The sequence below is a fragment of the Streptomyces nogalater genome (assembly GCF_039532885.1).
Classification (GTDB): Bacteria; Actinomycetota; Actinomycetes; order Streptomycetales; family Streptomycetaceae; genus Streptomyces; species Streptomyces nogalater.
Map to the genome: position 1 here is coordinate 82,292 of NZ_BAAASM010000019.1, position 22,084 is coordinate 104,375.

Sequence of the window (22,084 nt, forward strand, 5' to 3'; positions counted from 1 at the left end):
ACGGGAGGCGGCCTTTTTCAGCGATGCCCTGACGCTCAGTCGCCGTTGCCCGGCGTCGGCGTCGTCTTCTGGATCTGCATCAGGAACTCGACGTTCGACTTGGTCTGCTTCATCTTGTCGAGAAGCAGCTCGATCGCCTGCTGCTGGTCCAGCGCGTGCAGCACCCGGCGGAGCTTCCAGACGACGGCCAGCTCCTCGGCGCCGAGCAGGATCTCCTCCTTGCGGGTGCCGGACGCGTCCACGTCCACCGCCGGGAAGATCCGCTTGTCCGCGAGCTTGCGGTCGAGCTTCAGCTCCATGTTGCCGGTGCCCTTGAACTCCTCGAAGATCACCTCGTCCATGCGGGACCCGGTGTCCACCAGGGCGGTGGCGAGGATGGTCAGCGAGCCGCCGTCCTCGATGTTGCGCGCCGCGCCGAAGAACCGCTTCGGCGGGTAGAGCGCGGTCGAGTCGACACCACCGGACAGGATGCGGCCGGAGGCCGGCGCCGCCAGGTTGTAGGCGCGGCCCAGACGGGTGATGGAGTCCAGCAGCACGACCACGTCGTGGCCCAGCTCGACCAGCCGCTTGGCGCGCTCGATGGCCAGCTCGGCGACCGTGGTGTGGTCCTCGGCCGGGCGGTCGAAGGTCGAGGAGATGACCTCGCCCTTGACCGACCGCTGCATGTCGGTGACCTCTTCCGGACGCTCGTCGACCAGGACGACCATCAGGTGGCACTCGGGGTTGTTGTGCGTGATCGCGTTGGCGATCGCCTGCATGATCATGGTCTTGCCGGTCTTCGGCGGGGCCACGATCAGACCGCGCTGGCCCTTGCCGATCGGCGACACGAGGTCGATGATCCGGGTGGTCAGCACGCCCGGGTCGGTCTCCAGGCGGAGCCGGTCCTGCGGGTAGAGCGGGGTGAGCTTGTTGAACTCCGGGCGGCCGCGACCGTGTTCGGGCGCCATGCCGTTGACGGAGTCCAGGCGGACCAGCGCGTTGAACTTCTCGCGGCGCTCGCCCTCCTTCGGCTGGCGGACCGCACCGGTGACGTGGTCGCCCTTGCGCAGGCCGTTCTTGCGGACCTGGGCGAGGGAGACGTAGACGTCGTTCGGGCCCGGCAGGTAGCCGGAGGTCCGGATGAAGGCGTAGTTGTCGAGGATGTCCAGGATGCCCGCGACCGGGATCAGGACGTCGTCCTCGGCGAGCTGCGGCTCGGCGATCTCGTCGCGGCCGCGACGGCCCCGGCGGTCGCGGTAGCGGCCGCGACGGCCACGGCGGCCGCCCTCGAAGTCGTCGTCGTCCTGCCGGCTGTCCTGCCGGCCGCCCTGCTGCTGGCCCTGCTGCTGACGCTGCTGGCCGCCCTGCTGCTCGTCGCCCTTGTTGCGGCGGTCACGGTCCCGGTCCCGGCCGCGCTCGCGGCGGTCCCGGCGGCCACGGCCCTCGCCGTCACCGGCGTCGCCCTTGGCCTCGCCCTGCTGGGGCTGCTGCGCGGGCGTCTCGGTCTTGGGCTCGGTCCGGGCCTCGGCGGCGACGGTCTCGGCGCCGTTCTGGGCCGGGCTGCCCGCCTCGGCCGTGGCACGGCGGCGGCGGCGCTCGGCCGGGGCGTCCTCCGCCCCGCGCTCGGCGGCGGTCGCGCGGGCGGTGTCCCCGGCCGGCTGGCCCGGGATCTCGATCTGCTGCTGGGCCGCGGCCTTCTTCTCGGCAGGGGCCTCGGCGGCCTTGGCCGCCTTCTTCTCCGCGGCCTCCTCACCGGTGCGCGCCCGGGAGGTGGCCCGGCGCTTCGGCTTGGTCTCGGTGGCGGTGTCGGCCTTGGCGGCGGCGGGGGCGCCCCCGGCGGCCTGCGCCTCCTTGATGACCTCGATCAGCTGGCTCTTGCGCATCCGCGCGGTGCCCCTGATCCCGAGGCCCGAGGCGACCTGCTGCAGCTCGGCCAGCACCATGCCCTCAAGGCCGGTACCGCGGCGCCGCCGGGAGCCGGCACCGGTGGCAGGCGCGGAGGCGTCCGTGGCGGGCGCGGCAGCGGTCTCCTCGACACGTGCGCCCATCAGATCGGTGGTGTCGCTCACGAAGGGTCCTTCCCTGGAGCGGACGTCGGCCTGTCTGGCTCGGCGACCGGTTGTGCTGTCCGGCTACGGTCCTGTCTTCTGTGGACCGTGCCGGGGCGGTGGTCCGCCAAAGCGGCGGAAGAAATGTGCGGTGATGGCGCTTCCGCGAGCCGTGGCACCCAGTGTCACGTGGCGTGGTAGCACCGATTCCGAAGCGCCCCCAGAGGGGGTACCCCTACCGGCGGCCCGCTCAGTGTCCGCATACGTCGTACTGCCCAGGTACGGCGCACGGAACACGGAGTGGCCCGGGAGGCTCCCGGAAGAATGTCTGTCCCGGACGGGGACACAAGGCACCTCGCCATGGTGGGGTCGGGTGCAGACTTGAGATTAACACTACCGGATCCAACAAACATTCCCCCTCTCCAAATCCGGCAACCGTGTGTCAGGTCGCAAGCGGCAGCACGCTCGCTCCCTGGACATCCAGGTCCAGCCGGTTGGCGGCCCAGCCCTCACCCGCGAGGTGGGAGACCTTGTCGGCGCTGTCGGCGTCGGCGAGGGCCATGACGGTGGGCCCGGCGCCGGAGATGACGGCCGGGATGCCGTCGGCGCGCAGCCGCTCCACCAGCGCGGCGCTCTCGGGCATGGCCGGGGCCCGGTACTCCTGGTGGAGGCGGTCCTCGGTGGCGGGCAGCAGCAGCTCGGGGCGCCTGGTGAGGGCCTCGACCAGCAGGGCGGCGCGGCCCGCGTTGGCGGCGGCGTCCACGTGCGGCACGCTGCGCGGGAGCAGGCCGCGGGCGGTCTCGGTCAGTACCGGCTTTCCGGGCACGAAAACCACCGGAACGATGGAATCGTTCGGCTCCATCCTGATGGCGCGGGCGTTGCCGGCCTCCATCCAGGACAGGGTGAAGCCGCCGAGCAGACACGCGGCCACGTTGTCCGGGTGGCCCTCGATCTCGGTGGCCAGTTCCAGCAGCGCGGCGTCGTCCAGGCGGGCCTCGCCGCCTATCGTCACGGCGCGGGCGGCCACGATGCCGGCGCAGATCGCGGCGGAGGAGGAGCCGAGGCCCCGGCCGTGCGGAATGCGGTTGGCGCAGACGATCTCCAGACCGCGGGGCTGTCCGCCCAGCAGGTCGAAGGCGGTCCGCAGGGAGCGGACGAGGAGGTGGCTCTCGTCCCGCGGCAGGGTCTCGCTGCCCTCACCCGCGATGTCGATGTGCAGCCCGGAGTCGGCGACCCTGACGACCACGTCGTCGTAGAGCCCCAGCGCGAGGCCGAGGGCGTCGAAGCCCGGGCCGAGGTTGGCGCTGGTGGCGGGAACGCGCACCCGGACGGCGGCGGCGCGGAACGCTGGACCGGCCATCGCTCGAAGACTCTCCTTGAGCTGCGTTGACGGTCGGATGACGCTCGATGGATTCGATGGTCATCCGGTGGACTGCCGATGACTGACTACGGAGACCCGGCGGGCCGCGGAGACGGCGCGGCGCCTGCCATACGCGAGGGCATATGCGGTAGGCGGGTTCGGTACAGCCTATCGAAGGAAGGTTCTGTGGCGACATAGGGCGCACAGGAGGCGCACGATGCGTGTCGTAAGCCCCCTGTGCACCTTGTCAGGGATTTCCCGGTTCGGGGGCGCTCAGGCGAGGCCGAGGCGCTCGGCCGCGGTGGCGGCGTCGACCGGGACGGTGACCGGCTGCGGCGCGCCGGCGACGGCCCAGTCCGGGTCCTTCAGGCCGTTGCCGGTGACCGTGCACACGATGCGCTGGCCCGGGTCGACCCTGCCCTGCTCGGCGGCCTTGAGCAGACCGGCCACCGAGGCGGCGGAGGCGGGCTCCACGAAGACGCCCTCCTGCGCGGCCAACAGACGGTAGGCGCGCAGGATCTCACGGTCCGTCACCTCGTCGATGGCACCGCCGGACTCGTCCCGGGCGGCCAGCGCGTTGCTCCAGGAGGCGGGGTTGCCGATACGGATGGCGGTGGCGATGGTCGACGGGTCCTTGACGACCTCGCCGCGCACGATCGGGGCGCTGCCGGAGGCCTGGAAGCCCCACATCCGGGGGGTGTGGGTGGAGATGCCGTCGGCGGCGTACTCCTGGTAGCCCTTCCAGTAGGCGGTGATGTTGCCCGCGTTGCCGACCGGGAGGACGTGGATGTCGGGCGCGTCGCCGAGCATGTCCACGATCTCGAAGGCGGCCGTCTTCTGCCCCTCGATCCGCACCGGGTTGACCGAATTCACCAGCGCCACGGGGTAGTTCTCGCTGAGCGAGCGGGCGAGGGTGAGGCAGTCGTCGAAGTTGCCGTCGACCTGGAGAATCTTCGCGCCGTGCACGAGGGCCTGGCCCATCTTGCCGAGGGCGATCTTGCCCTGCGGCACCAGGACGGCCGAGACCATGCCGGCCCGCACCGCGTACGCGGCGGCGGAGGCGGAGGTGTTGCCGGTGGAGGCGCAGATGACGGCCTTCGCCCCCTCCTCCTTGGCCTTGCTGATCGCCATGGTCATGCCGCGGTCCTTGAAGGACCCGGTGGGGTTGGCCCCCTCCACCTTCAGGTGGACCTCACAGCCCGTGCGCTCGGAGAGCACCTGCGCGGGCACGAGGGGCGTGCCGCCCTCGCGGAGCGTCACGACCGGCGTGGTGTCGGAGACGGGCAGCCGGTCCCGGTACTCCTCGATGATTCCGCGCCACTGGTGGGTCATTGCTGGTTACTCTCCTTCAACCCGCATGATGCTGGCGACACCCCGCACGGTGTCGAGCTTGCGCAGGGCCTCGACGGTCCCGGACAGGGAGGCGTCGGAAGCCCGGTGGGTGACGACGACGAGGGAGGCCTCGCCGTCCTTGCCCTGCTGCCGAACCGTGTCGATGGACACGCCGTGCTCGGCGAAGACGGTGGCGACCTGGGCGAGCACGCCCGGTTTGTCGGCCACGTCCAGGCTGATGTGGTACCGGGTGACGACGTCGCCCATCGGGGAGACGGTCAGGTCGGCGTAGGCCGACTCTCCGGGGCCGGTGGCGCCGCTGAGCCGGTTGCGGCAGACGGCGACGAGGTCGCCGAGGACGGCGGAGGCGGTGGGCGAGCCGCCGGCGCCGGGGCCGTAGAACATCAGCTGCCCGGCGGCGTCGCTCTCCACGAACACGGCGTTGTACGCGCCGCGCACGGAGGCGAGCGGGTGGCTGAGCGGAATCATGGCGGGGTGCACCCGCGCGGTGACCGACGTCCCGTCCTTGGAGCGCTCGCAGATGGCGAGCAGCTTGATGGTGCAGCCCATCTCCTTGGCGGAGCGGAAGTCGGCGGCGGTGACCTCGGTCATGCCCTCGCGGTAGACGTCGTCCAGGCGGACGCGCGTGTGGAAGGCGATACCGGCGAGGATCGCGGCCTTGGCGGCGGCGTCGAAGCCCTCGACGTCGGCGGTCGGGTCGGCTTCGGCGTACCCCAGGGCGGTGGCCTCGTCCAGGGCCTCCTGGTAGCCGGCGCCGGTCGAGTCCATCTTGTCGAGGATGAAGTTGGTCGTGCCGTTGACGATGCCGAGCACCCGGTTGACCTTGTCGCCGGCGAGCGACTCGCGCAGCGGCCGGATCAGCGGGATGGCACCGGCGACGGCGGCCTCGTAGTAGAGGTCCTTGCCGTGCGTCTCCGCCGCCGCGTGCAGGGCGGCCCCGTCCTGGGCGAGCAGGGCCTTGTTGGCCGAGACGACGGAGGCGCCGTGCTCGAAGGCGGTCGTGATGAGCGTCCGGGCCGGCTCGATCCCGCCGATGACCTCCACCACGACGTCGATGTCCCCGCGTTTGACCAGGGCGGTGGCGTCGGTGGTGACGAGCGCGGGGTCGATGCCGTCACGGGCCTTGCCGGTCCGCCGTACGGCCACGCCGGCGAGCTCGACCGGGGCCCCGATCCGGGCGGCGAGGTCGTCGGCGTGCGTCGTCATGATGCGCGCCACCTCTGAGCCGACCACTCCACAGCCCAGCAGCGCCACCTTCAGCGGACGCGTACGCATCATCCGACCTCGTTTCCTTCATACCGTCTACGGTGGGACCAGTCTCACTCACCGGACGGGAGTTTCTACCCTTCGTCCGGATCGTGAGACATCTATTTCATTTGTACGGGGGCCGGAGACCGGAGATCTTCCGCTCTCGCGCCCCCGTCGTTCTCGGCGGGCGTCACCCGACGTCGAGACGCAGGAGGTCCTCCTCCGTCTCGCGCCGGACGATCACCCGGGCCTCGCCGTCCCGTACGGCGACGACGGGCGGCCGCAGGACGTGGTTGTAGTTGCTGGCCATGGACCGGCAGTACGCGCCGGTGGCCGGCACGGCGACGAGGTCGCCCGGCGCCAGGTCGGCCGGCAGGAACGCGTCCTTGACCACGATGTCCCCGCTCTCGCAGTGCTTGCCGACGACCCGGGCGAGCATCGGCTCGGCGTCGGAGGCGCGGGAGACGAGCGCGACGCTGTACTCCGCGTCGTACAGCGCGGTGCGGATGTTGTCCGACATGCCGCCGTCGACGGAGACGTAGGTCCGCAGCCCGTCCAGCGGCTTGACCGTGCCGACCTCGTACAGGGTGAACGCGGTGGGTCCTACGATGGCCCGCCCCGGCTCGACGGAGATACGGGGCGTGCGCAGCCGGGCGGCCTCGCACTCGCGGGTGACGATCTCGGTGAGCGCCTTGGCGATCTCGTGCGGCTCGCGGGGGTCGTCGGCGCTGGTGTAGGCGATGCCGAGGCCGCCGCCGAGGTCGATCTCGGGCAGTTCGACGCCGTGCTCGTCGCGGATGTCCTTCAGCAGGCCGACGACCCGGTGGGCGGCGACCTCGAACCCGGACATGTCGAAGATCTGCGACCCGATGTGCGAGTGGATCCCGATCAGCTCCAGCCCGTCGAGCTGGAGCGCCCGCCGTACGGCCTCCGCCGCCTGCCCGCCGGCCAGCGGGATGCCGAACTTCTGGTCCTCGTGGGCGGTGGCGATGAACTCGTGCGTGTGTGCCTCGACGCCCACGGTGATCCGGATCTGGACCTTCTGCCGCTTGCCGAGGGACCGGGCGGTGTGGGCGACCCGCACGATCTCCTGGAAGGAGTCGAGCACGATCCGCCCGACACCGGCTTCCACGGCCCGGCGGATCTCCTCGACGGACTTGTTGTTGCCGTGGAAGGCGATGCGCTCGGCGGGCATCCCCGCGGACAGCGCGGTGGCCAGCTCGCCACCGGAGCACACGTCCAGATTCAGCCCCTCCTCGTCCAGCCACCGCACGACGGCGCGGGAGAGGAAGGCCTTGCCGGCGTAGAACACATCGGCGTCCGGGCCGAACGCGGTGCGCCAGGCACGCGCCCGGGTCCGGAAATCGTCCTCGTCGAGGATGTAGGCGGGCGTGCCGAACTCCTCGGCGAGCCGGGTGACGGGGATCCCCGCGACACCGACCACGCCGTCGTCGCCGCGCGTGACGGTCTCGGCCCACACCTTCCGGTCCAGGGCGTTGAGGTCGGCGGGCGGCGCCGGGTGGTGGCCCTCGGGCAGGACGTCGGCGTGGCGGGGCCCGGCGGGATGGGCGGAACGGCTCATGACGTGATTCTCAGGCTCTCTGTCTCTCTCCGGGACGCATCTGCTCACGCGCCTCAGAGATGTTCGGGTGCGTCGATGCCGAGCAGGGACAGGCCACCGGCCAGCACCGTCCCGGCTGCTTCGGCGAGGGCCAGCCGGGCGCGGTGGGCGGCCGAGGGTTTCTCCTCGCCGACGGGAAGCACGGAAGGCAGCAGGGGCAGCACGGCATCGGCGACGGTGACGAGATGCCGGGCGAGCCGGTCCGGGGCACGGTGGGTGGCGGCCGCGGTGAGGATGCGGGGGTAGTCGGCGAGGGGGGTGAGAAGCGGGGCGCCGGCCTCGGTGCGCGGGGGGCCGGGCTCGGCGGCGAAGCCGAGGCGGGCGGCGTTGCGGCCGAGGGAGCGGACACGGGCGTGGGCGTACCGCACCCGGAACAGCGGATTGCCCTCACGCTGCACCAGGTGGTCGGCGGTGATCCGGGGCCGGTCGTGCGGGGCGGGGTGGAGCAGGGCCCAGCGGGCGGCGTCGGGCCCGAGCGGCGCCGGGTCCTCCGGGGCGGGCACGGGCCGCAGATCGGCCCTCTCGCCGTGCTCCACGGTGGCCCGGCCGCCCTGGGTCCCCACGATGCGTACGACGGCGTTGGCGACGACCTCGGCCCGCACCTCGTACGGCACCCGGAGCACCAGGACCTGCCCGGCGAGCGCGTCACCGTGCCCGTACCGGGCGCCCTGCTCCCGGATCTCGGCGACCAGCGCGGCGACGGGATCGACCCGCTCCGCGAGCCGGATGTTCAAAAACCCCGGCCCGGTGACGACGACGTCCTCGACCCCCTCGGCCCCGACGAGACGTTCCCGCAGGATCCCGGCGACCCGCTGCGGAGGCTGCCCGGCGGCGCGGGCGAGCCGCAGCGCGACGGCGGTGGCGAAGTCCCCGCACCCGCCGGGCCCCGGCTCGGTCACCACGACCCGCTCGGGCACGGCCACGCTCAGTTCCCCGTCGTCGACAGCACGACACACCGCGTGCAACACGGTGCGGGACAACTCGGCGGGGGTCACGGGACAAGCGTAGGGGAGGAGGGGGGTGGGTGGGCGAGCCGGTTATGTGTTCCTGACGCGGGACGACGCGGGACGACGCCGTGAGGACGGGAGGGGGTGGAGGGGGAGGGGTGCCGTCGTGAGGGGGAGGCGTGAGGGGAAGTGCGATGGGGGGAAGACCGTCCCCCCCGTTGGGAGACCGTCACGACGGCCGGGACACCGTCATGAATGACTGCCGGGACACCGTCATGAAGGACTGCCGGGACGCCGTCATGACTGGGGAAGACCGTCGTGGCGGGGAAGACCGTCGTGACCGGGGACGGCGTCGTGACCGTGGGGGACGTCCTGGGGTGACGAGGCACTCTGAGGCAACGGGGCGCCCTGAGGCAACGAACCGCTCTGAGGCAACGAGCCGCTCTGCGGTGACGGGGCGCTCTGGGGTGAGGAGGCATCCTGAGGCGCCGGGGCACGCTCACCCCCCTCGACCTCGCCGACGACATCCTGGCCGCTCTCCGGACTGACTACGGCGTCCCCGTCGACGCTCTCCCCCTCGCCACCACCGCCGCCACCGCCACCGCCTTCTCCCCCGGACACCGCGTGCCCGGTCTTGTTCCGCCCGATGAGGTCCTTCACGATCCGGATCAGTTCGGCGGGTTCGAAGGGCTTGGCGAGGAAGGCGTCGACGCCGAGGTCGAGGCCGGCCTCGACCTCGTACTGCGTACAGGCGCTGATGATCGCGACGGGCAGATGGCGCGTACGGGGATCGGCGCGGAGCCGGGCGGCGGTGCGGATCCCGTCCAGCCGAGGCATGACGACGTCGAGCGTCACGACATCGGGCCGCACCTCATGGACCACATCCAGACACTCGGCACCATCGGCCGCGGTCACGACCTCTAGCCCTTCCAGTTCGAGGTTGACCCTGATCAGCTGCCGGATGACCTTGTTGTCGTCCACAACAAGCACCCGGCCCGGAGCGCCTGGCACAAGTCGAGAGTAGGTGCGGACCGGCCACCGCGTCCGGGTTTTCCCCACTTCCACCCCGTCCAGGGGACGTGCTCCCCCCGGCCCGGGGAACCGAATTGCTGATCACCCCTCCGGACCTGCTAGTGTTCTACCCGTCGCCGCGAGCGAGAAGCTCAGCGCCCGACACGCCCCCGTAGCTCAGGGGATAGAGCAACGGCCTCCGGAGCCGTGTGCGCAGGTTCGAATCCTGCCGGGGGCACCCTGTATAAGGTGCCCAAAGACCCCGTCACCAGCGGAAACGCTGAGGGCGGGGTCTTCGTGTATGTGCGGCCGTATGCCGGGGTTTATGGGCGAGGCGTGGACGGGATCTTGGCGTACCGCCGCAGGTGAACCCCTGGAAACGGCAAGGCGCTTGGGGGATGATTCGACGTCGATTTAAGAAGCCGCAGGCCAGAGCGCGGCCTCTTCACTTCTTCCGCTACTGCTGGTACTCGATGGTGCTTGATCGGGGCAGCCGGACGACTTGGTCGCCCTAGGGGCGACGGGTGACCGTGATGCGACCGATGTCGGGGGGCCAGCGACGCCCCCGGCGTCTGGTTGCTAACAAGTTGGCGGCAGTGGCCCAAAGCCACCCCGAAGCGCGTCGCGCGACCGAGTACCCTGCGAGAACCAAGCGAGCGGTACATCTAGAAAGGGCAGCCTTGTCGTCACTGAGCAACCTCCTGCGTCAGGTCGAGCAAAAAAATCGAGCGCTGGCCGACGACCTCCGTGACCACATCAAGGCGCTCACCGAGCGGCGCGCGTTCGGACTCAACTTCGAGCGTCACACCCCCGAGACCGTCGAGTTGCCGGGCAGGCCGATCAGGAAGGGCGACAAGGTTCGCTTTCTTGCACCCCGCGGGGAGGACTCCAAGGGCGTCGACCAGCGTCTGTGGCGAGTCATGAGCATCAGTCGGACCGACGACGGTCGAGTGGCCTCGTTGGCGCGGAGGGTGAGCCCAGACTCCGACGAGGTCGAGACAACCAGCCGGGCTTGCGACGATCTGATCGTCGTGGCTGAGTTTCGCGACCCGATCTATCCAGGCCTGGTATCGACCGGGAAGATCGAACGTGGCGGCGACAGGCCGTTCCATACCGTCATCAACGCCGAGAACTTCCACGCGCTACAAACGCTACTGTACACGCACGAAGGCAAGATCGACGCAATCTATATTGACCCCCCATATAACACGGGGGCCCGCGACTGGAAGTACAACAACAACTATGTCGATGGCGAGGACATATATCGCCACTCCAAGTGGCTAGCGTTCATGGAACGGCGCCTCAAGCTAGCGAAGCGACTCCTCAAGCCACATGACTCGGTTCTCATCGTCACCATTGATGAGAAGGAGTATCTCCGCCTAGGCCTCCTCTTGGAGCAGACCTTCCCAGAGGCCGACATCCAGATGGTTTCGTCTGTTATCAACCGGGCGGGCTCGTCCCGGGCAGGACGGTTCGCACGTGTGGACGAATACGTCTTTTACGTATTCATCGGTGACGGGCGCATCTCCCCGTGGGTCTCAACCATGCTCGACGACGCCACTGACGAGGGCACGTCGAAGCCGAAGACGATGCCGACAGTCTGGTTCACAGCGATGCGGCGTGGGACCGCTTCTGCCGAGCGGCGCGCTCGGCCTGCGCTCTTCTATCCTGTTATTCTCGACCGCGAATCTGGCGCACTCGTCAGGGTCGGGGAACCGATTCCGAAGAACACGCCGAGGTCAGAGGTGGTCCTGGAGTCCGGCACAGTGGCCGTGTGGCCGATTGCAAGTGACGGACGCGAACAGACGTGGCGGTTCTCTGCCGCGAAGATGCGCGAATATTTTGCGGCAGGTACGGCGCGGCTCGGAAAGCGCGACCCTGAAACGGGACTGCGCCCCATCACCTATCTCCAGCCCGGAACTCTCGCGAATATCGCCAACGGGACATTCGTGGTCACCGGCAGGAGCCCGGAAGGCTCCTTGGAACTCGCTCTTGCTGACGGGGCGAAGAAAGTCGTCACCCCGCGCAGCGTGTGGAGCCAGACGAGCCACTTTGCACGTGACCACGGCTCACACCTCATCAAATCTCTCTTGGGCGAGAAAAGGTTCGACTTTCCCAAATCACTGTATGCCGTCGAGGATTCACTGCGCTTTGTCGTTGCCGATAAGCCTGACGCAGTCATCCTCGACTTTTTCGCCGGCTCTGGCACCACCGCTCACGCGGTAATGCGGCTGAACGAGCAGGACAGTGGTCGCAGACAGTCCATTAGCGTGACGAACAACGAGGTTGGCGCGGAGGAGCAGGCAGGCCTGCGCGCACGTGGTCTGCGACCCGGTGACGCCGAGTGGGAGGCAAGAGGTATCTGTGATTACGTCACGAAACCTCGCATCAAGGCTGCCGTCACAGGGCTGACTCCGAGCGGAGAGCCGGTCAAGGGTGACTACAAGTTCACTTCCGAGTTTCCGATGGCAGATGGGTTCGAGGAGAACGTCGAGTTCTTCACCATGACGTACGAGGCCCCGAGGTCTGTCGCGCACCATCGCTCGTTCGAGGCAGTCGCGCCGATTCTGTGGCTCAGGGGTGGAGCCGAGGGAACGCGAATCGACAAGGCAACCCACGATTTCGCAGTCGCCGACACGTATGGAGTGCTATTCGACCTGGACGCCTCGCACGCCTTCCTTGACGCGCTCGCGGCCGCTGAGCGAGTGCGAGTGGCATTCATCGTGACCGACGACGATCGGGCATTCCAAATGGTCTGCTCCGAGTTGCCGCCTCACGTCGAGCCGGTCCGGCTCTACGAGTCCTACCTGACCAACTTCAAGATCAACACGGGCAGGGAGTGACCGATGAAATACACCCTGAAGGAATACCAGGCCGATGCGGTAGGCCAGATGCTCACCTACTTTGCCGATGCCCGCGACGACTACCACCGCAAGGGTCGAAGCGTGTCCTTCTCGCTCGCTGCCACCACGGGTGCGGGCAAGACCGTCATGGCCTCGGCCGTCATCGAAGGACTGTTCTTCGGCGATCCGGACTGGGACTTCGAAGCTGACCCTGGCGCGGTTGTCTTGTGGTTCACAGACGACCCGTCCCTGAACGAGCAGACGAAGGCACGCATCCTCGATGCGTCCGGGGACCGGATCGCCTACTCCCGTCTCCAAGTTATTGAGAACACCTTCAACCGGGAAAAATTCGAACCCGGGAAGGTGTATTTCCTTAACTCCCAGAAGTTGTCGAAGAACTCGCTCCTGGTCCGCGGCGCCGTCGAGGCCGGCGATACGCTCTTTGAGCGGGGCACGACGCCGGATCTTCGACAGCACACGATCTGGGACACTATCCGCAACACCATAGAGGACGACCGACTAACCCTCTATCTGGTCCTCGATGAGGCACACAAGGGCATGAGACGCCGCACCACCGCGGACAATGCCGAGCAGCAGACCATCGTGAAGCGGCTCATCAACGGCGCCAACGGCGTCCCGCCCATCCCGGTGGTGTGGGGTATCTCCGCGACGATCGAGCGGTTCACCGAAGCCATGAAGGACGTCGAGGGTAGGTACCCGTATCCGCACTACGAGATCGACCCAGCACTTATCCAGGAGTCAGGCCTCCTAAAGGACGATATCCGACTCGACTTCCCGGCCAAGAAGGGCACCTTCGACACGGTGCTACTCAAGCGCGGCACCCGCAAGGTCAAAGCGGCTGGACGATTGTGGGAGCAGTACGCCGAGACCCAGGACTCCCCCGGCGACACGGTCGTCCCGCTGCTCGTGGTGCAGGTGCCGAACACGCCCTCGAAGGAACTGCTCCAGAGCGCCGTGGACGCGGTTCGCGAGGAGTGGCCTGAACTTCCGGGTGACGGCATCGCGCACGTGTTCGGTAACCACACGCCCATCCAGATCGGGGACTACGAGGTCCCGCACATCGCGCCGGAGAAGGTGCAGGAGGCCAGCCATATCCGTGTCCTGCTCGCTAAGGACGCAATCTCCACCGGCTGGGACTGCCCCCGCGCCGAGGTGCTGGTGTCGTACCGGCCCGCAACCGACAAGACGCACATCACCCAGTTGCTCGGGCGCATGGTCCGCACACCTCTAGCTCGCCGCATCGCAGGGGACGACCGGCTCAACTCTGTCGAATGTGTGCTGCCGCTCTTCAACCGAGCAACTGCGACAGAGGTCGCAGACATCCTGCTCGGGAAGAAGTCGGAGGGTGATGACGGCAACGGTGGGACCGGTGGCGGCGCCGGGCGGCGGGTGCTCATCGACCCCGTCGACATGCACGTCAACGAGGTGATCCCCAAATACGTGTGGGAGGCGTTCGATGCTCTCCCCTCGCAGTCCCTGCCGAAGAGGGCCGCGAAGCCTACGAAGCGGCTCTCCAGCCTTGCTCAGGCGCTCTCCCGCGACGGGCTCCTCCCCAACGCCCGGAAGACCGCCCATGCCGAGATGTTCGCCGTCCTGGACGGACTCATGGCCCGCCACAAGAACGAGATCGAGGCCGCCACCTACGGACTTCTCGACGTCGAGGGCGAGACCATAGTTGCCTCAGTCGCGGGCAAGAAGGTCGCAGACGCCGAGAAGTTTCACGAGATCGCAGACGAGCGGTCCATTGAAGCTGACTTCAAGAACGCCCAGCGCGTCCTCTCCGCTGACCTCGCCCGCAAGTACGCCGACCACATCGCTGTCGCAGACGAAGACGACGATGGCCTATTCGACGCTCACCTCAAGGTCGCAGCACTGGCCCAGATCGACGGTGTCCAGGCCGAACTCGACCGCGAAGCCACCGGGCTCACGAACAACTGGCTGGCGCAGTACCGGGTTGACATCAAGGGCCTGACCGACGAGCGGCAGGCGGTCTACGATGACATCCGAGCAATGTCGACAGAGCCCCAGCGCATCGACATCCGCCGCCCCAAGGTCCGCGCCGAGGAGACCGCAGCTGGCGAGGAAGGCACCAAGGTCGACACCCGGCCACAGCACCTCATGTCTGACGAGAACGGCAACTTCCCCATCGGCTCCCTCAACGCTTGGGAGACGGCCGTACTCGACACCGAGCGCAACCGCTCCGGTTTCCTAGCCTGGTACCGCAACCCAGGACGTGCCTCTGATGACTCTCTGGCGGTCGCGTACAAGGATGGCAAGGGCAACTGGCGCCGGATGTGCCCAGACTTCGTGTTCTTCCACGGCACCGAGGCCAACGTGAAGGTCTCCATCGTCGACCCACACGGGTTCCACCTCAGCGACGCGCTTCCGAAATTGCGAGGCCTCGCAGACTTCACCGTCGAATACGGCGACGAGTTTCACCGGATCGAAGCTGTTGCGCAGATAAAAGACAAGAGCCTCCGCGTGCTCGACCTGAAGAACGAGAGCGTACGTCAGGCCATCGAGCAGGCGGACGACGCCGAACGCCTGTACCTCAGTAGTGTCGCAACGGACTACTACTGATCTTGAACGGGTTGAAGTCGCCTGGTCGCCTGGCGGGTGGGTGCCGGTTCGGTTACGGCTGGTGCTGTGAGGCACGGCGCATGCCGGAGCCGTTGCAGTGCAGCAGCGGAATGCAAAAGCAACCGCTCCCGCCCCGTAGCGTCCTCCCAGGGCCGTACCACGACCGGTATGGTCGCCACCGACCGATCCACATAGGAGCTACGGCTCAGGAGACGGTCCGTGGACTATCCGCGGACAAGTGAACGCTAACCGATCGGCCGGAAGTCCGTGACCAGCGCTTACGTCCGGAACCGACAGGCCCTCCGGAGCCGTGTGCGCAGGTTCGAATCCTGCCGGGGGCACTTCGCAGGAAGTGTCTGAGGACCCCGTCACCAGCGGAAGCGCTGGGGCGGGGTCTTCGCGTTTATCCGGGGCGGGATGCCCTTGCGGTTGCGGCTGGGGCTCAGAGGTGGCCGCCGCCGTGGGTCGTGGTGGGTTGTCCGGTCGGGCGGGCCGGGGGGTGGGTCGGGTCCGGGGGTGTGCCTGCTGTGCGCATGCGGGTGTAGGCGTAGACGCAGCCTGCCAGGGCCAGGTCGGACAGGAGCATGTAGCCGATGGAGTAGGAGGACTTGGCGCTGTAGACGGCGCCCATCACCAGGGGTGGGACGAAGCCGCCCAGGCCGCCTGTCGCGCCGACGATGCCGGTGACGCTGCCCACCTGGGGCTGGGGGGTGACCCGGGAGACCAGGGCGAAGACCGAGCCGCTGGCCGTGCCGAGGCCCGCCGCCATCAGCAGCAGGCAGACCGTGGCGGTGGGGACCAGGACCGGGTCGAAGGACTGGATGATCGCCAGGACCGCGACCAGGCCCAGCGCCCAGGCCGTGACGACCGCCGGGTGGACGCGGTCGGCGAGCCAGCCGCCGAGGGGGCGGAAGATCACCGTGACGAGGGCGAAGCCGGCCGCCCGGGTGCCGGCGTCGGTGGGGCTGAGGCCGTACCAGGTGCGCAGGTAGGTGGGGAGGTAGACGCCGAACGCGACGATGCCGCCGAAGCCGATCGCGTAGAGCGCCGACAGTTCCCAGGTGACGCGGAGGCGGGCCGCCCCGGTGAGGCGGGTGGCCAGGGGGGTGGCGGGGACCGGGCGGCCGGGGCGGTCGTTGATCAGGAAGGCGGCCAGGACGGCGTAGACCGCCAGGGCGACCGCCATGACCAGGAAGGGCAGGTTCTCGCCCCGGTGGTACATGCGCGGGGTGAGGAAGCCGGACAGCGCCACCCCGCCCATGCCCATGCCGAAGACGCCGAGGGCCGCGCCCCGGTGGGCGGGCGGGAACCAGGAGTTGACCAGCGGCACGCCGATCGCGAACGTCGTGCCGCCGAGGCCGAGGACGAAGCCGACCAGGAGCAGGGCGGCGTACGACGACCGCGCCGGGATCAGGAGCAGTACGGGGATGATCGTCAGCGCGCTGGTCAGCGGGAACATCAGGCGGGCGCCGTAGCGGTCGGTGAGCGCGCCGACCGGGACCCGGCCGAGTGAGCCGACCAGCACCGGCACCGCGACCAGGAGGGACTGGGCCGAGGCGCCCATGTGCAGCCGTTCGTCGAAGTCGGCCGCGAGCGGGGCGATCAGGTTCCAGGCCCAGAAGGTGAGGGTGAAGCCGACGGTGGCCATGACCAGGTTGCGCCAGGCCGCCGCGGAGGGTCTGTCACCGGTCATCGTCACACTCCCAGGAGGTCGGCGCGGCCCTGACTGTCCCTCCCCTCGCGACGACTCCCATGGTCGGGGACCGGGTCGCGGTCCGCATCCCGGGCCCCGCCGGCCTGCGCGCCTCTCAGTCGCCGTCCGGCGGGGTCCACGCGGCCACCAGGTCCAGCAGGCCGGGGAAGCGGGCGTTCAGGTCGGCCACCCGGACCTGGCTGCGGCGCTCCAGGCCGTACTGGCGCTGCCGGGTGACGCCCGCCTCGCGCAGGGCCCGGAAGTGGTGGGTCAGCGAGGACTTGGGGCGGTCCAGGCCGAACCAACCGCAGGTGTGGTCGAACTCCTCGGATTCCAGGAGGAGTTTGCGGACGATCCGCAGCCTGAGCGGGTCACTGAGCGCGCCCAGCACGGTCTCCAGCCGGATGTCGGCGGCGGCCGGTTCGGGCAGCGGGTCGGGGAGGCCGGGGGGCTCCGGCCGCTCCTCCACGCCCACGGCCGGCCGGGTCGCTTCGGTCCTCTGCCCGCTCAACTGCGGCTCCCCTCGCACGCACTTCCTGTACGACTCCGATCGTACTGCATGCTAAGTTCGACTCCGCTCGTACAAGTACGACTCGACTCGTACCGAGGTCCAGGGGAGGACTGTGCCATGACGACGGCGACCGCCGGTGTGCGTACCCAGGGAGCGGTGGACGGGGGTGAGGTGCCCGTCCGGTGGGTCTGGCTCGCCGCCTGGCCCGTGACGGCGGTGTTCGTGCTGTCCAACGCGGCGACCCCGCTGTATGTCCTGTGGCAGCGCGAGATGGGATTCAGCAAGGGCACGCTGACCGTGGTCTTCGCCTGCTACATCGCGGGGCTGCTCGGGTCCCTGCTGGTCTGCGGGGTCGTCTCCGACCGGATCGGGCGCAAGCCGGTACTGCTGCCCGCGCTGGGCCTCGCCCTCGTCGCCTGCCTGGTCTTCGCGACCGCGGGCGGTGTCGGCGCGCTCATCGCGGCCCGGCTGTGCACCGGGATCGCGGTCGGGGCCGTGGTCTCGGCCGGGATGGCCGCGGTGACGGACGTGGCGGGGCCCGCCCGGCGACGGCTCGCGGCGCTGCTCGCCTCCTGCGCGATGGTGTTCGGGGCGGGGCTGGGGCCTCTGCTGGCCGGGGTGCTGTCCGAGACGCTGCCCGGGCCCACGGTCACCGTGTTCGCGGTGGAGGCGGTGCTGCTGGCGTCGGCTGTGGTGGTCGTGCTCCGGATGCCGGTGCGCGGTGATCACGGGGGCCGCGGTGGCGACGGCCGGGGCGCCGGAGGGTGGGTGCGGGTGCCCGGGGTGCCTCGCGGTGCCGGGTGGCAGCTCGCGCTGGGCATCGCCGTGTTCGCGCCCGGTATCACCGCCACGTCCTTCGTGCTGTCGCTCGGGCCGTCGTTGCTCGCGGGGCTGCTCGGTACGGGGAGCCGGATCGTCTCCGGGGCGCTGGCGTTCGCGATGTTCCTGTCCGCCACGGGCGTGCAGTTCGCGGTACGGAGGCTCGGGCGGCGTACGGTGCTGGCCTACGGCGCCGGTGCCACCGCCCTCGGCATGGCCGCGCTCCTCCTGGCCGTGCACACCGGGTCGGTCGCCGCGCTGGCCGGGGCGGCGCTGCTGGCGGGGGCCGGGCAGGGGATGGGACAGCTCGGGGGGCTGTCGCTGCTGAACTCGGCCGTGCCCGGGGCGCGGCTCGCCGAGGCCAACGCGGCGCTGAACGTCGGGGGTTACCTGCCCGCCGGGCTCCTGCCGGTGAGCGCGGGATACCTGAGCGACGCGGTCGGCCTCACGACGGGCGCGACGGTCTTCGGCACGGCACTGGCGGGGCTGGCCGTGGCGGGGGGCGGGGTGGTGCTGCTCGGGCGGGGGCGGGGGGCTTCCGCCGCGTGACGGGGTGCGAGGGGGGCGAGCGGGGCGCGAGGGGGTGTCGAGCGGGATGCGGGGCGGGTGGGGTGCGGGGCGGATCGCACGCACAGCCTGCGAGTGGGGACCGCATCCAGCTACTCCCCTTGACCGGACCCGACAAGATTCAGTATTCCTTCATTGTGAAGCACGTAACTAACTTCGAAGGACTCTCCCATGACACGGACGGGCTGATCTATGACCCCCAAGTCCGCAGGGCTATGGCCGAGTTCGCGGCAGGGGGCGACACGCTCCGTTTGGAGGCGGCGGCCGCCGCCCGTGCCGCGCACAAATCCGTCGAGCGGCTCAGCACGCACGGTTCCGAAGGCCGCGGCCTCAGTACAGGAGCCGTCGACATCCTCGTCAGACTGTGCACCCTCGGCGAGACCGGGGCCAATCCCGGCGACCTCGCCCGCTCCGCCGGCATGACTCCCCGCAACGCCACCGGCCTGGTCGACACCCTCGAACGCGAAGGGCTCGTGCGGCGCGACCCCGACCCGGGTGATCGGCGATCCGTCGTCGTCCGCATCACCCCCGCCGGCCTGACATGGCTGGACAAGTTCCGGGCGCCGACGCAGCGGGCGATGACGGCACTGTTCCACGGATTCACCGACACCGAACTCCACCAGCTCCGCCACCTGTGCCTACGGCTCGTTCAGAACCAGCAGCGCATCGCCGCCCACCTCGCTGCCACCGAAGGGAGCACCTCGGCATGACAGGGACCACAACGACCACGACGCGCGCCACCGTCCGTGCCTACCACCGCGCTGATTCCGCGGCGACATCCCCGCCGCTGCTCGAACTCTCGCCGAGCCCTTCCACTTCCAAAGCCCCCTGCTGTCCTCCGACGGCGCGCACGGCCATCTCAGCGGCCTGGACGCGTTCCTGGGCATCGTGACCGGCGTCGATCTGGTCAGCGAGCTGTACGGCGAGACCGAAGCCGCCCTGGTCTACGACGTCCACACATCGATCCCGGCCGTCGGAACCCAGCGCACCGCCGAATATTTCCACCTCACCCAGGGCCGCATCGACACCATCCACCTGATCTTCGACGCCACTCCCTGGCACGCCGTCATGCGGGCAGCCATCCCGTCCTGACGCCGAACACCTCCTGCCATCCCGACGGCGCCGGCCATCAGCGATTGAGTTCGAGGTTCGTCAGGACGGGCAGGGCACGCAGGAGGTGGGTGGCGCGTAGAAGCCCAGCCGACAGCACCTGTACACGAGTTCGGGCAGCACTCGAAGCTCTGCAGACGTCGAGCAATTCATGGCTTCGGGCACCACGGGCCCCTGCCGACAGTCCGGCAGGGGCCCGTGGTGCAGAGAGCCGAGGAGGGCCGGGACCTGCCCCTGGATGAGCAGCATCCTGGCCGACACGGCTACCGTCTGCTGGTGACCTGACGGCCCGGCGTCACTTCAGGTGTCGGGTGAAGAACTGGGCCGCGGCGTCCCCCGCGAACCGCGGGACGCCGGTGTGCCCGCCCATGTTGGCGTGCAGGGTCTTCTCCTTGGAGCCGAAGGCGTCGAACAGGTCCAGGGCCGCCTGCCGGTCGTTCCCTTCGTCGTCCCACTGCAGCAGGACGTGCAGCGGAATGGTGACCTGGCGGGCCTCCTCGAACATGGCCCTGGGGATGAAACTCCCGGCGAACAGAACGGCGGCCGAGATGCGCGGCTCGACCACCGCCAACCGGGTTCCGATGGAGATCACTCCCCCCGAGTACCCGACCGGGCCGCCGATCTCGGGCAGCGACAGGAGGGCGTCAAGGGCGGCCTGCCATTCCGGGACCGCCCTTTCGACCAGAGGGAGGATGAGGGCGTCGATGATCTCGTCACTGACCGGCTCGTCGGCCTCCAGCGCCCGGCGCAGGTCCGCAAGGGCCTGCCCGGCGGCGGGCAGGCGGGGCCGGTCGCCGCTTCCGGGGAGCTCGATGGTGGCCGTGGCGAAGCCGTCCGCCACAGCGTGCTGGGCCCGGGCCACCAGGCGGGGGTACACCTTGCGCAGCCCGAGGGGAGGGGGGCTGAGCAGGATCAGCGGCACCGGTGCGGACGCGGACACGGGCGTCCACAGGATGCCGGGGATCTCGCCGAGGGTGAATTCGCGCTCGAGGACGCCATCGTCGAGACGCTGTTCGGAAGTGAAGTGCATGGTCGTGCCTTTCGGGAGGGCTCAGAGACGGCGCTCCCGGACGCGACCTATCGCCCGACCGTACCCCCGGAGGAGAGCACCCATGTCGATACGTTCACGGGTACCACCTCCTCGCTCTCCAGTACGGCCTCAGGAAACGTAGCAGTGGCTGCCGTGGTTCCGCCAACGGTTTTCGCGGAGGCGCGTAGCCGAACACCACGGCGTCGGAGCCACACCTGTCACTGGATCAAGGTGGCGGAGGCTCCGTTGCGCGTGGCGCCGGCAGTCGGCCCGTGGCGCCCGGCACTCCTCACGCCGTCCGCTTCCGGGACGCCGTCTTCTTCGTCGCCGTCTTCTTCCCGGCCGTGCTCTTCGCCGTCGCCGTACTCTTCGCCGTCGTCTTCTTCGCCGCCCCCTCCCCCGCCTTCGACGTCGACTTGCGGGCGGGGGCGGCCTTCTTCGCGGCCGGGGTCTTCTTCGTCGACGTGGACTTCTTGGCGCCCGTCTCCTTCGGCGCCGACGCGCCCCGGCGCAGTTGTCTGACCTCCGCCTCCGCCGCCTCCTCCTCCGGGGCGGTACGGGACTCGCGGACCGCCCGGACGCTGTTCTCCAGGGCGGCCATCAGGTCCAGCACCTTGCCGCCGGTGGCGGGGGCCGGGGACTCCGGCGGGGCCTCGCCGGAGGCCTTCGCGGCGATGACCTCCTCCAGCGCCTCCCGGTACTCGTCGTGCAGGTCCTCCAGGTCGACCTCGCCGAGGGTGTCCATCAGGGCGTCCGCGAGGTCCAGCTCCTTGTCGCGGATGGTCACGTGCTCGTCCGGCGCGACGCCCTCCGGGGCCCGGACCTCGTCCGGCCACAGCAGGCCGTGCATGGCGATGGCGTCGCCGACCACCCGCAGCATGCCGAGCCGCTCCCGCCCGCGCAGCGCGTACTTGGCGATGGCGACCTTGTGGCTGCGCTTGAGGGCCTCGCGCAGCAACGTGTACGGCTTGGCGGCCTGGGCCCCGCCGGCCGCGAGGTAGTACGCCGCGCCCATCTGGAGCGGGTCGATCCGGTCGGCCGGCACGAAGGCCACGATCTCGATGGTGCGGGCGGTCGGGATGGGCAGGTGGGAGAGGTCCTCGTCGCTGATCGGGATCATCGTGCCGTCGGCGTCCTCGTACGCCTTGCCGATCTCGGCCTGGCTGACCTCGCGGTCCTCCAGTTCGCACACCTTGCGGTAGCGGATGCGGCCGTTGTCCTCGGTGTGGACCTGACGGAAGGAGATCGCGTGGCTCTCCGTGGCGTTCACCAGCTTGATCGGGATGCTGACCAGGCCGAACGAGATCGCGCCGTTCCATATCGATCGCACGTGCCGCACCCTT

At 69.5% G+C, this 22,084-nt stretch carries 15 protein-coding genes, 1 tRNA gene and 1 pseudogene; 6 read left to right on the top strand and 11 right to left on the bottom strand.

Annotation, left to right across the window (positions count from 1 at the left end; genetic code table 11):
• Positions 1–35 precede the first annotated feature (35 nt).
• From rho to ABD350_RS15390, 7 genes and pseudogenes are all read right to left on the bottom strand, one after another.
• Positions 36–2,048 carry a transcription termination factor Rho gene (rho, locus tag ABD350_RS15360; protein ID WP_344348626.1) on the bottom strand — a complete coding sequence of 671 codons (2,013 nt, stop codon included), beginning with the start codon at positions 2,046–2,048 and terminating at the stop codon, positions 36–38.
• A gap of 421 nt (positions 2,049–2,469) precedes the next feature.
• A complete protein-coding gene (gene thrB, locus ABD350_RS15365; RefSeq protein WP_344348627.1) occupies positions 2,470–3,387 on the bottom strand; it encodes a homoserine kinase in 918 nt (305 codons plus the stop codon).
• 273 nt (positions 3,388–3,660) lie between these two features.
• Positions 3,661–4,719 (bottom strand): threonine synthase, encoded by a 1,059-nt coding sequence (thrC, locus tag ABD350_RS15370; protein WP_344348628.1) that lies wholly within the window; start codon positions 4,717–4,719, stop codon positions 3,661–3,663.
• A 6-nt stretch (positions 4,720–4,725) separates the two neighbouring features.
• Entirely contained in the window at positions 4,726–6,018 is a 1,293-nt protein-coding gene (locus ABD350_RS15375) for a homoserine dehydrogenase (protein WP_344348630.1), read from the bottom strand.
• Positions 6,019–6,178: 160 nt separating this feature from the next.
• Positions 6,179–7,570, bottom strand: coding sequence for a diaminopimelate decarboxylase (gene lysA / locus ABD350_RS15380; protein WP_344348631.1), 1,392 nt, complete (start codon positions 7,568–7,570; stop codon positions 6,179–6,181).
• A gap of 53 nt (positions 7,571–7,623) precedes the next feature.
• On the bottom strand, positions 7,624–8,604 hold the full coding sequence (gene nrtL, locus ABD350_RS15385; protein WP_344348632.1) for an ArgS-related anticodon-binding protein NrtL: 981 nt from the start codon (positions 8,602–8,604) through the stop codon (positions 7,624–7,626).
• Positions 8,605–9,126: 522 nt separating this feature from the next.
• Positions 9,127–9,615: pseudogene (locus ABD350_RS15390) on the bottom strand (response regulator); the annotation flags it as partial.
• 118 nt (positions 9,616–9,733) lie between these two features.
• Here ABD350_RS15390 and ABD350_RS15395 point away from each other — a divergent pair.
• The 3 genes from ABD350_RS15395 (at position 9,734) to ABD350_RS15405 (ending at position 15,011) form a co-directional block, all read left to right on the top strand.
• Positions 9,734–9,805 (top strand) — tRNA-Arg (locus tag ABD350_RS15395).
• Positions 9,806–10,247: 442 nt separating this feature from the next.
• Positions 10,248–12,410: a site-specific DNA-methyltransferase gene (locus tag ABD350_RS15400; RefSeq protein ID WP_344348633.1), complete on the top strand. Its 2,163-nt coding sequence runs from the start codon at positions 10,248–10,250 to the stop codon at positions 12,408–12,410.
• A gap of 3 nt (positions 12,411–12,413) precedes the next feature.
• The gene (locus ABD350_RS15405; RefSeq protein WP_344348634.1) at positions 12,414–15,011 is read left to right on the top strand and encodes a DEAD/DEAH box helicase; all 2,598 of its coding nucleotides are present in this window, start codon (positions 12,414–12,416) and stop codon (positions 15,009–15,011) included.
• A 442-nt stretch (positions 15,012–15,453) separates the two neighbouring features.
• On the opposite strand, the gene ABD350_RS15410 is transcribed toward ABD350_RS15405, so the two are convergent.
• Positions 15,454–16,704: an MFS transporter gene (locus tag ABD350_RS15410; RefSeq protein WP_344348635.1), complete on the bottom strand. Its 1,251-nt coding sequence runs from the start codon at positions 16,702–16,704 to the stop codon at positions 15,454–15,456.
• 115 nt (positions 16,705–16,819) lie between these two features.
• Positions 16,820–17,215 (bottom strand): ArsR/SmtB family transcription factor, encoded by a 396-nt coding sequence (locus tag ABD350_RS15415; protein ID WP_344348636.1) that lies wholly within the window; start codon positions 17,213–17,215, stop codon positions 16,820–16,822.
• A gap of 117 nt (positions 17,216–17,332) precedes the next feature.
• Here ABD350_RS15415 and ABD350_RS15420 point away from each other — a divergent pair, with 117 nt between their 5' ends.
• The 3 genes from ABD350_RS15420 to ABD350_RS15430 all read left to right on the top strand — a co-directional run bounded on the left by ABD350_RS15420 (position 17,333) and on the right by ABD350_RS15430 (position 19,693).
• On the top strand, positions 17,333–18,583 hold the full coding sequence (locus ABD350_RS15420; RefSeq protein WP_344348637.1) for an MFS transporter: 1,251 nt from the start codon (positions 17,333–17,335) through the stop codon (positions 18,581–18,583).
• A gap of 119 nt (positions 18,584–18,702) precedes the next feature.
• The gene (locus ABD350_RS15425; protein WP_344348638.1) at positions 18,703–19,311 is read left to right on the top strand and encodes a MarR family winged helix-turn-helix transcriptional regulator; all 609 of its coding nucleotides are present in this window, start codon (positions 18,703–18,705) and stop codon (positions 19,309–19,311) included.
• 178 nt (positions 19,312–19,489) lie between these two features.
• Positions 19,490–19,693: a hypothetical protein gene (locus ABD350_RS15430; protein WP_344348639.1), complete on the top strand. Its 204-nt coding sequence runs from the start codon at positions 19,490–19,492 to the stop codon at positions 19,691–19,693.
• Between the two features lie 313 nt (positions 19,694–20,006).
• Here the strand turns inward: ABD350_RS15430 and ABD350_RS15435 are convergent, their stop codons facing one another.
• Together ABD350_RS15435 and ku are read right to left on the bottom strand one after the other, a co-directional pair.
• Positions 20,007–20,741: a dienelactone hydrolase family protein gene (locus tag ABD350_RS15435; RefSeq protein WP_344348641.1), complete on the bottom strand. Its 735-nt coding sequence runs from the start codon at positions 20,739–20,741 to the stop codon at positions 20,007–20,009.
• Between the two features lie 289 nt (positions 20,742–21,030).
• Positions 21,031–22,071 carry a non-homologous end joining protein Ku gene (ku, locus tag ABD350_RS15440; RefSeq protein ID WP_344348642.1) on the bottom strand — a complete coding sequence of 347 codons (1,041 nt, stop codon included), beginning with the start codon at positions 22,069–22,071 and terminating at the stop codon, positions 21,031–21,033.
• Positions 22,072–22,084: the final 13 nt, after the last annotated feature.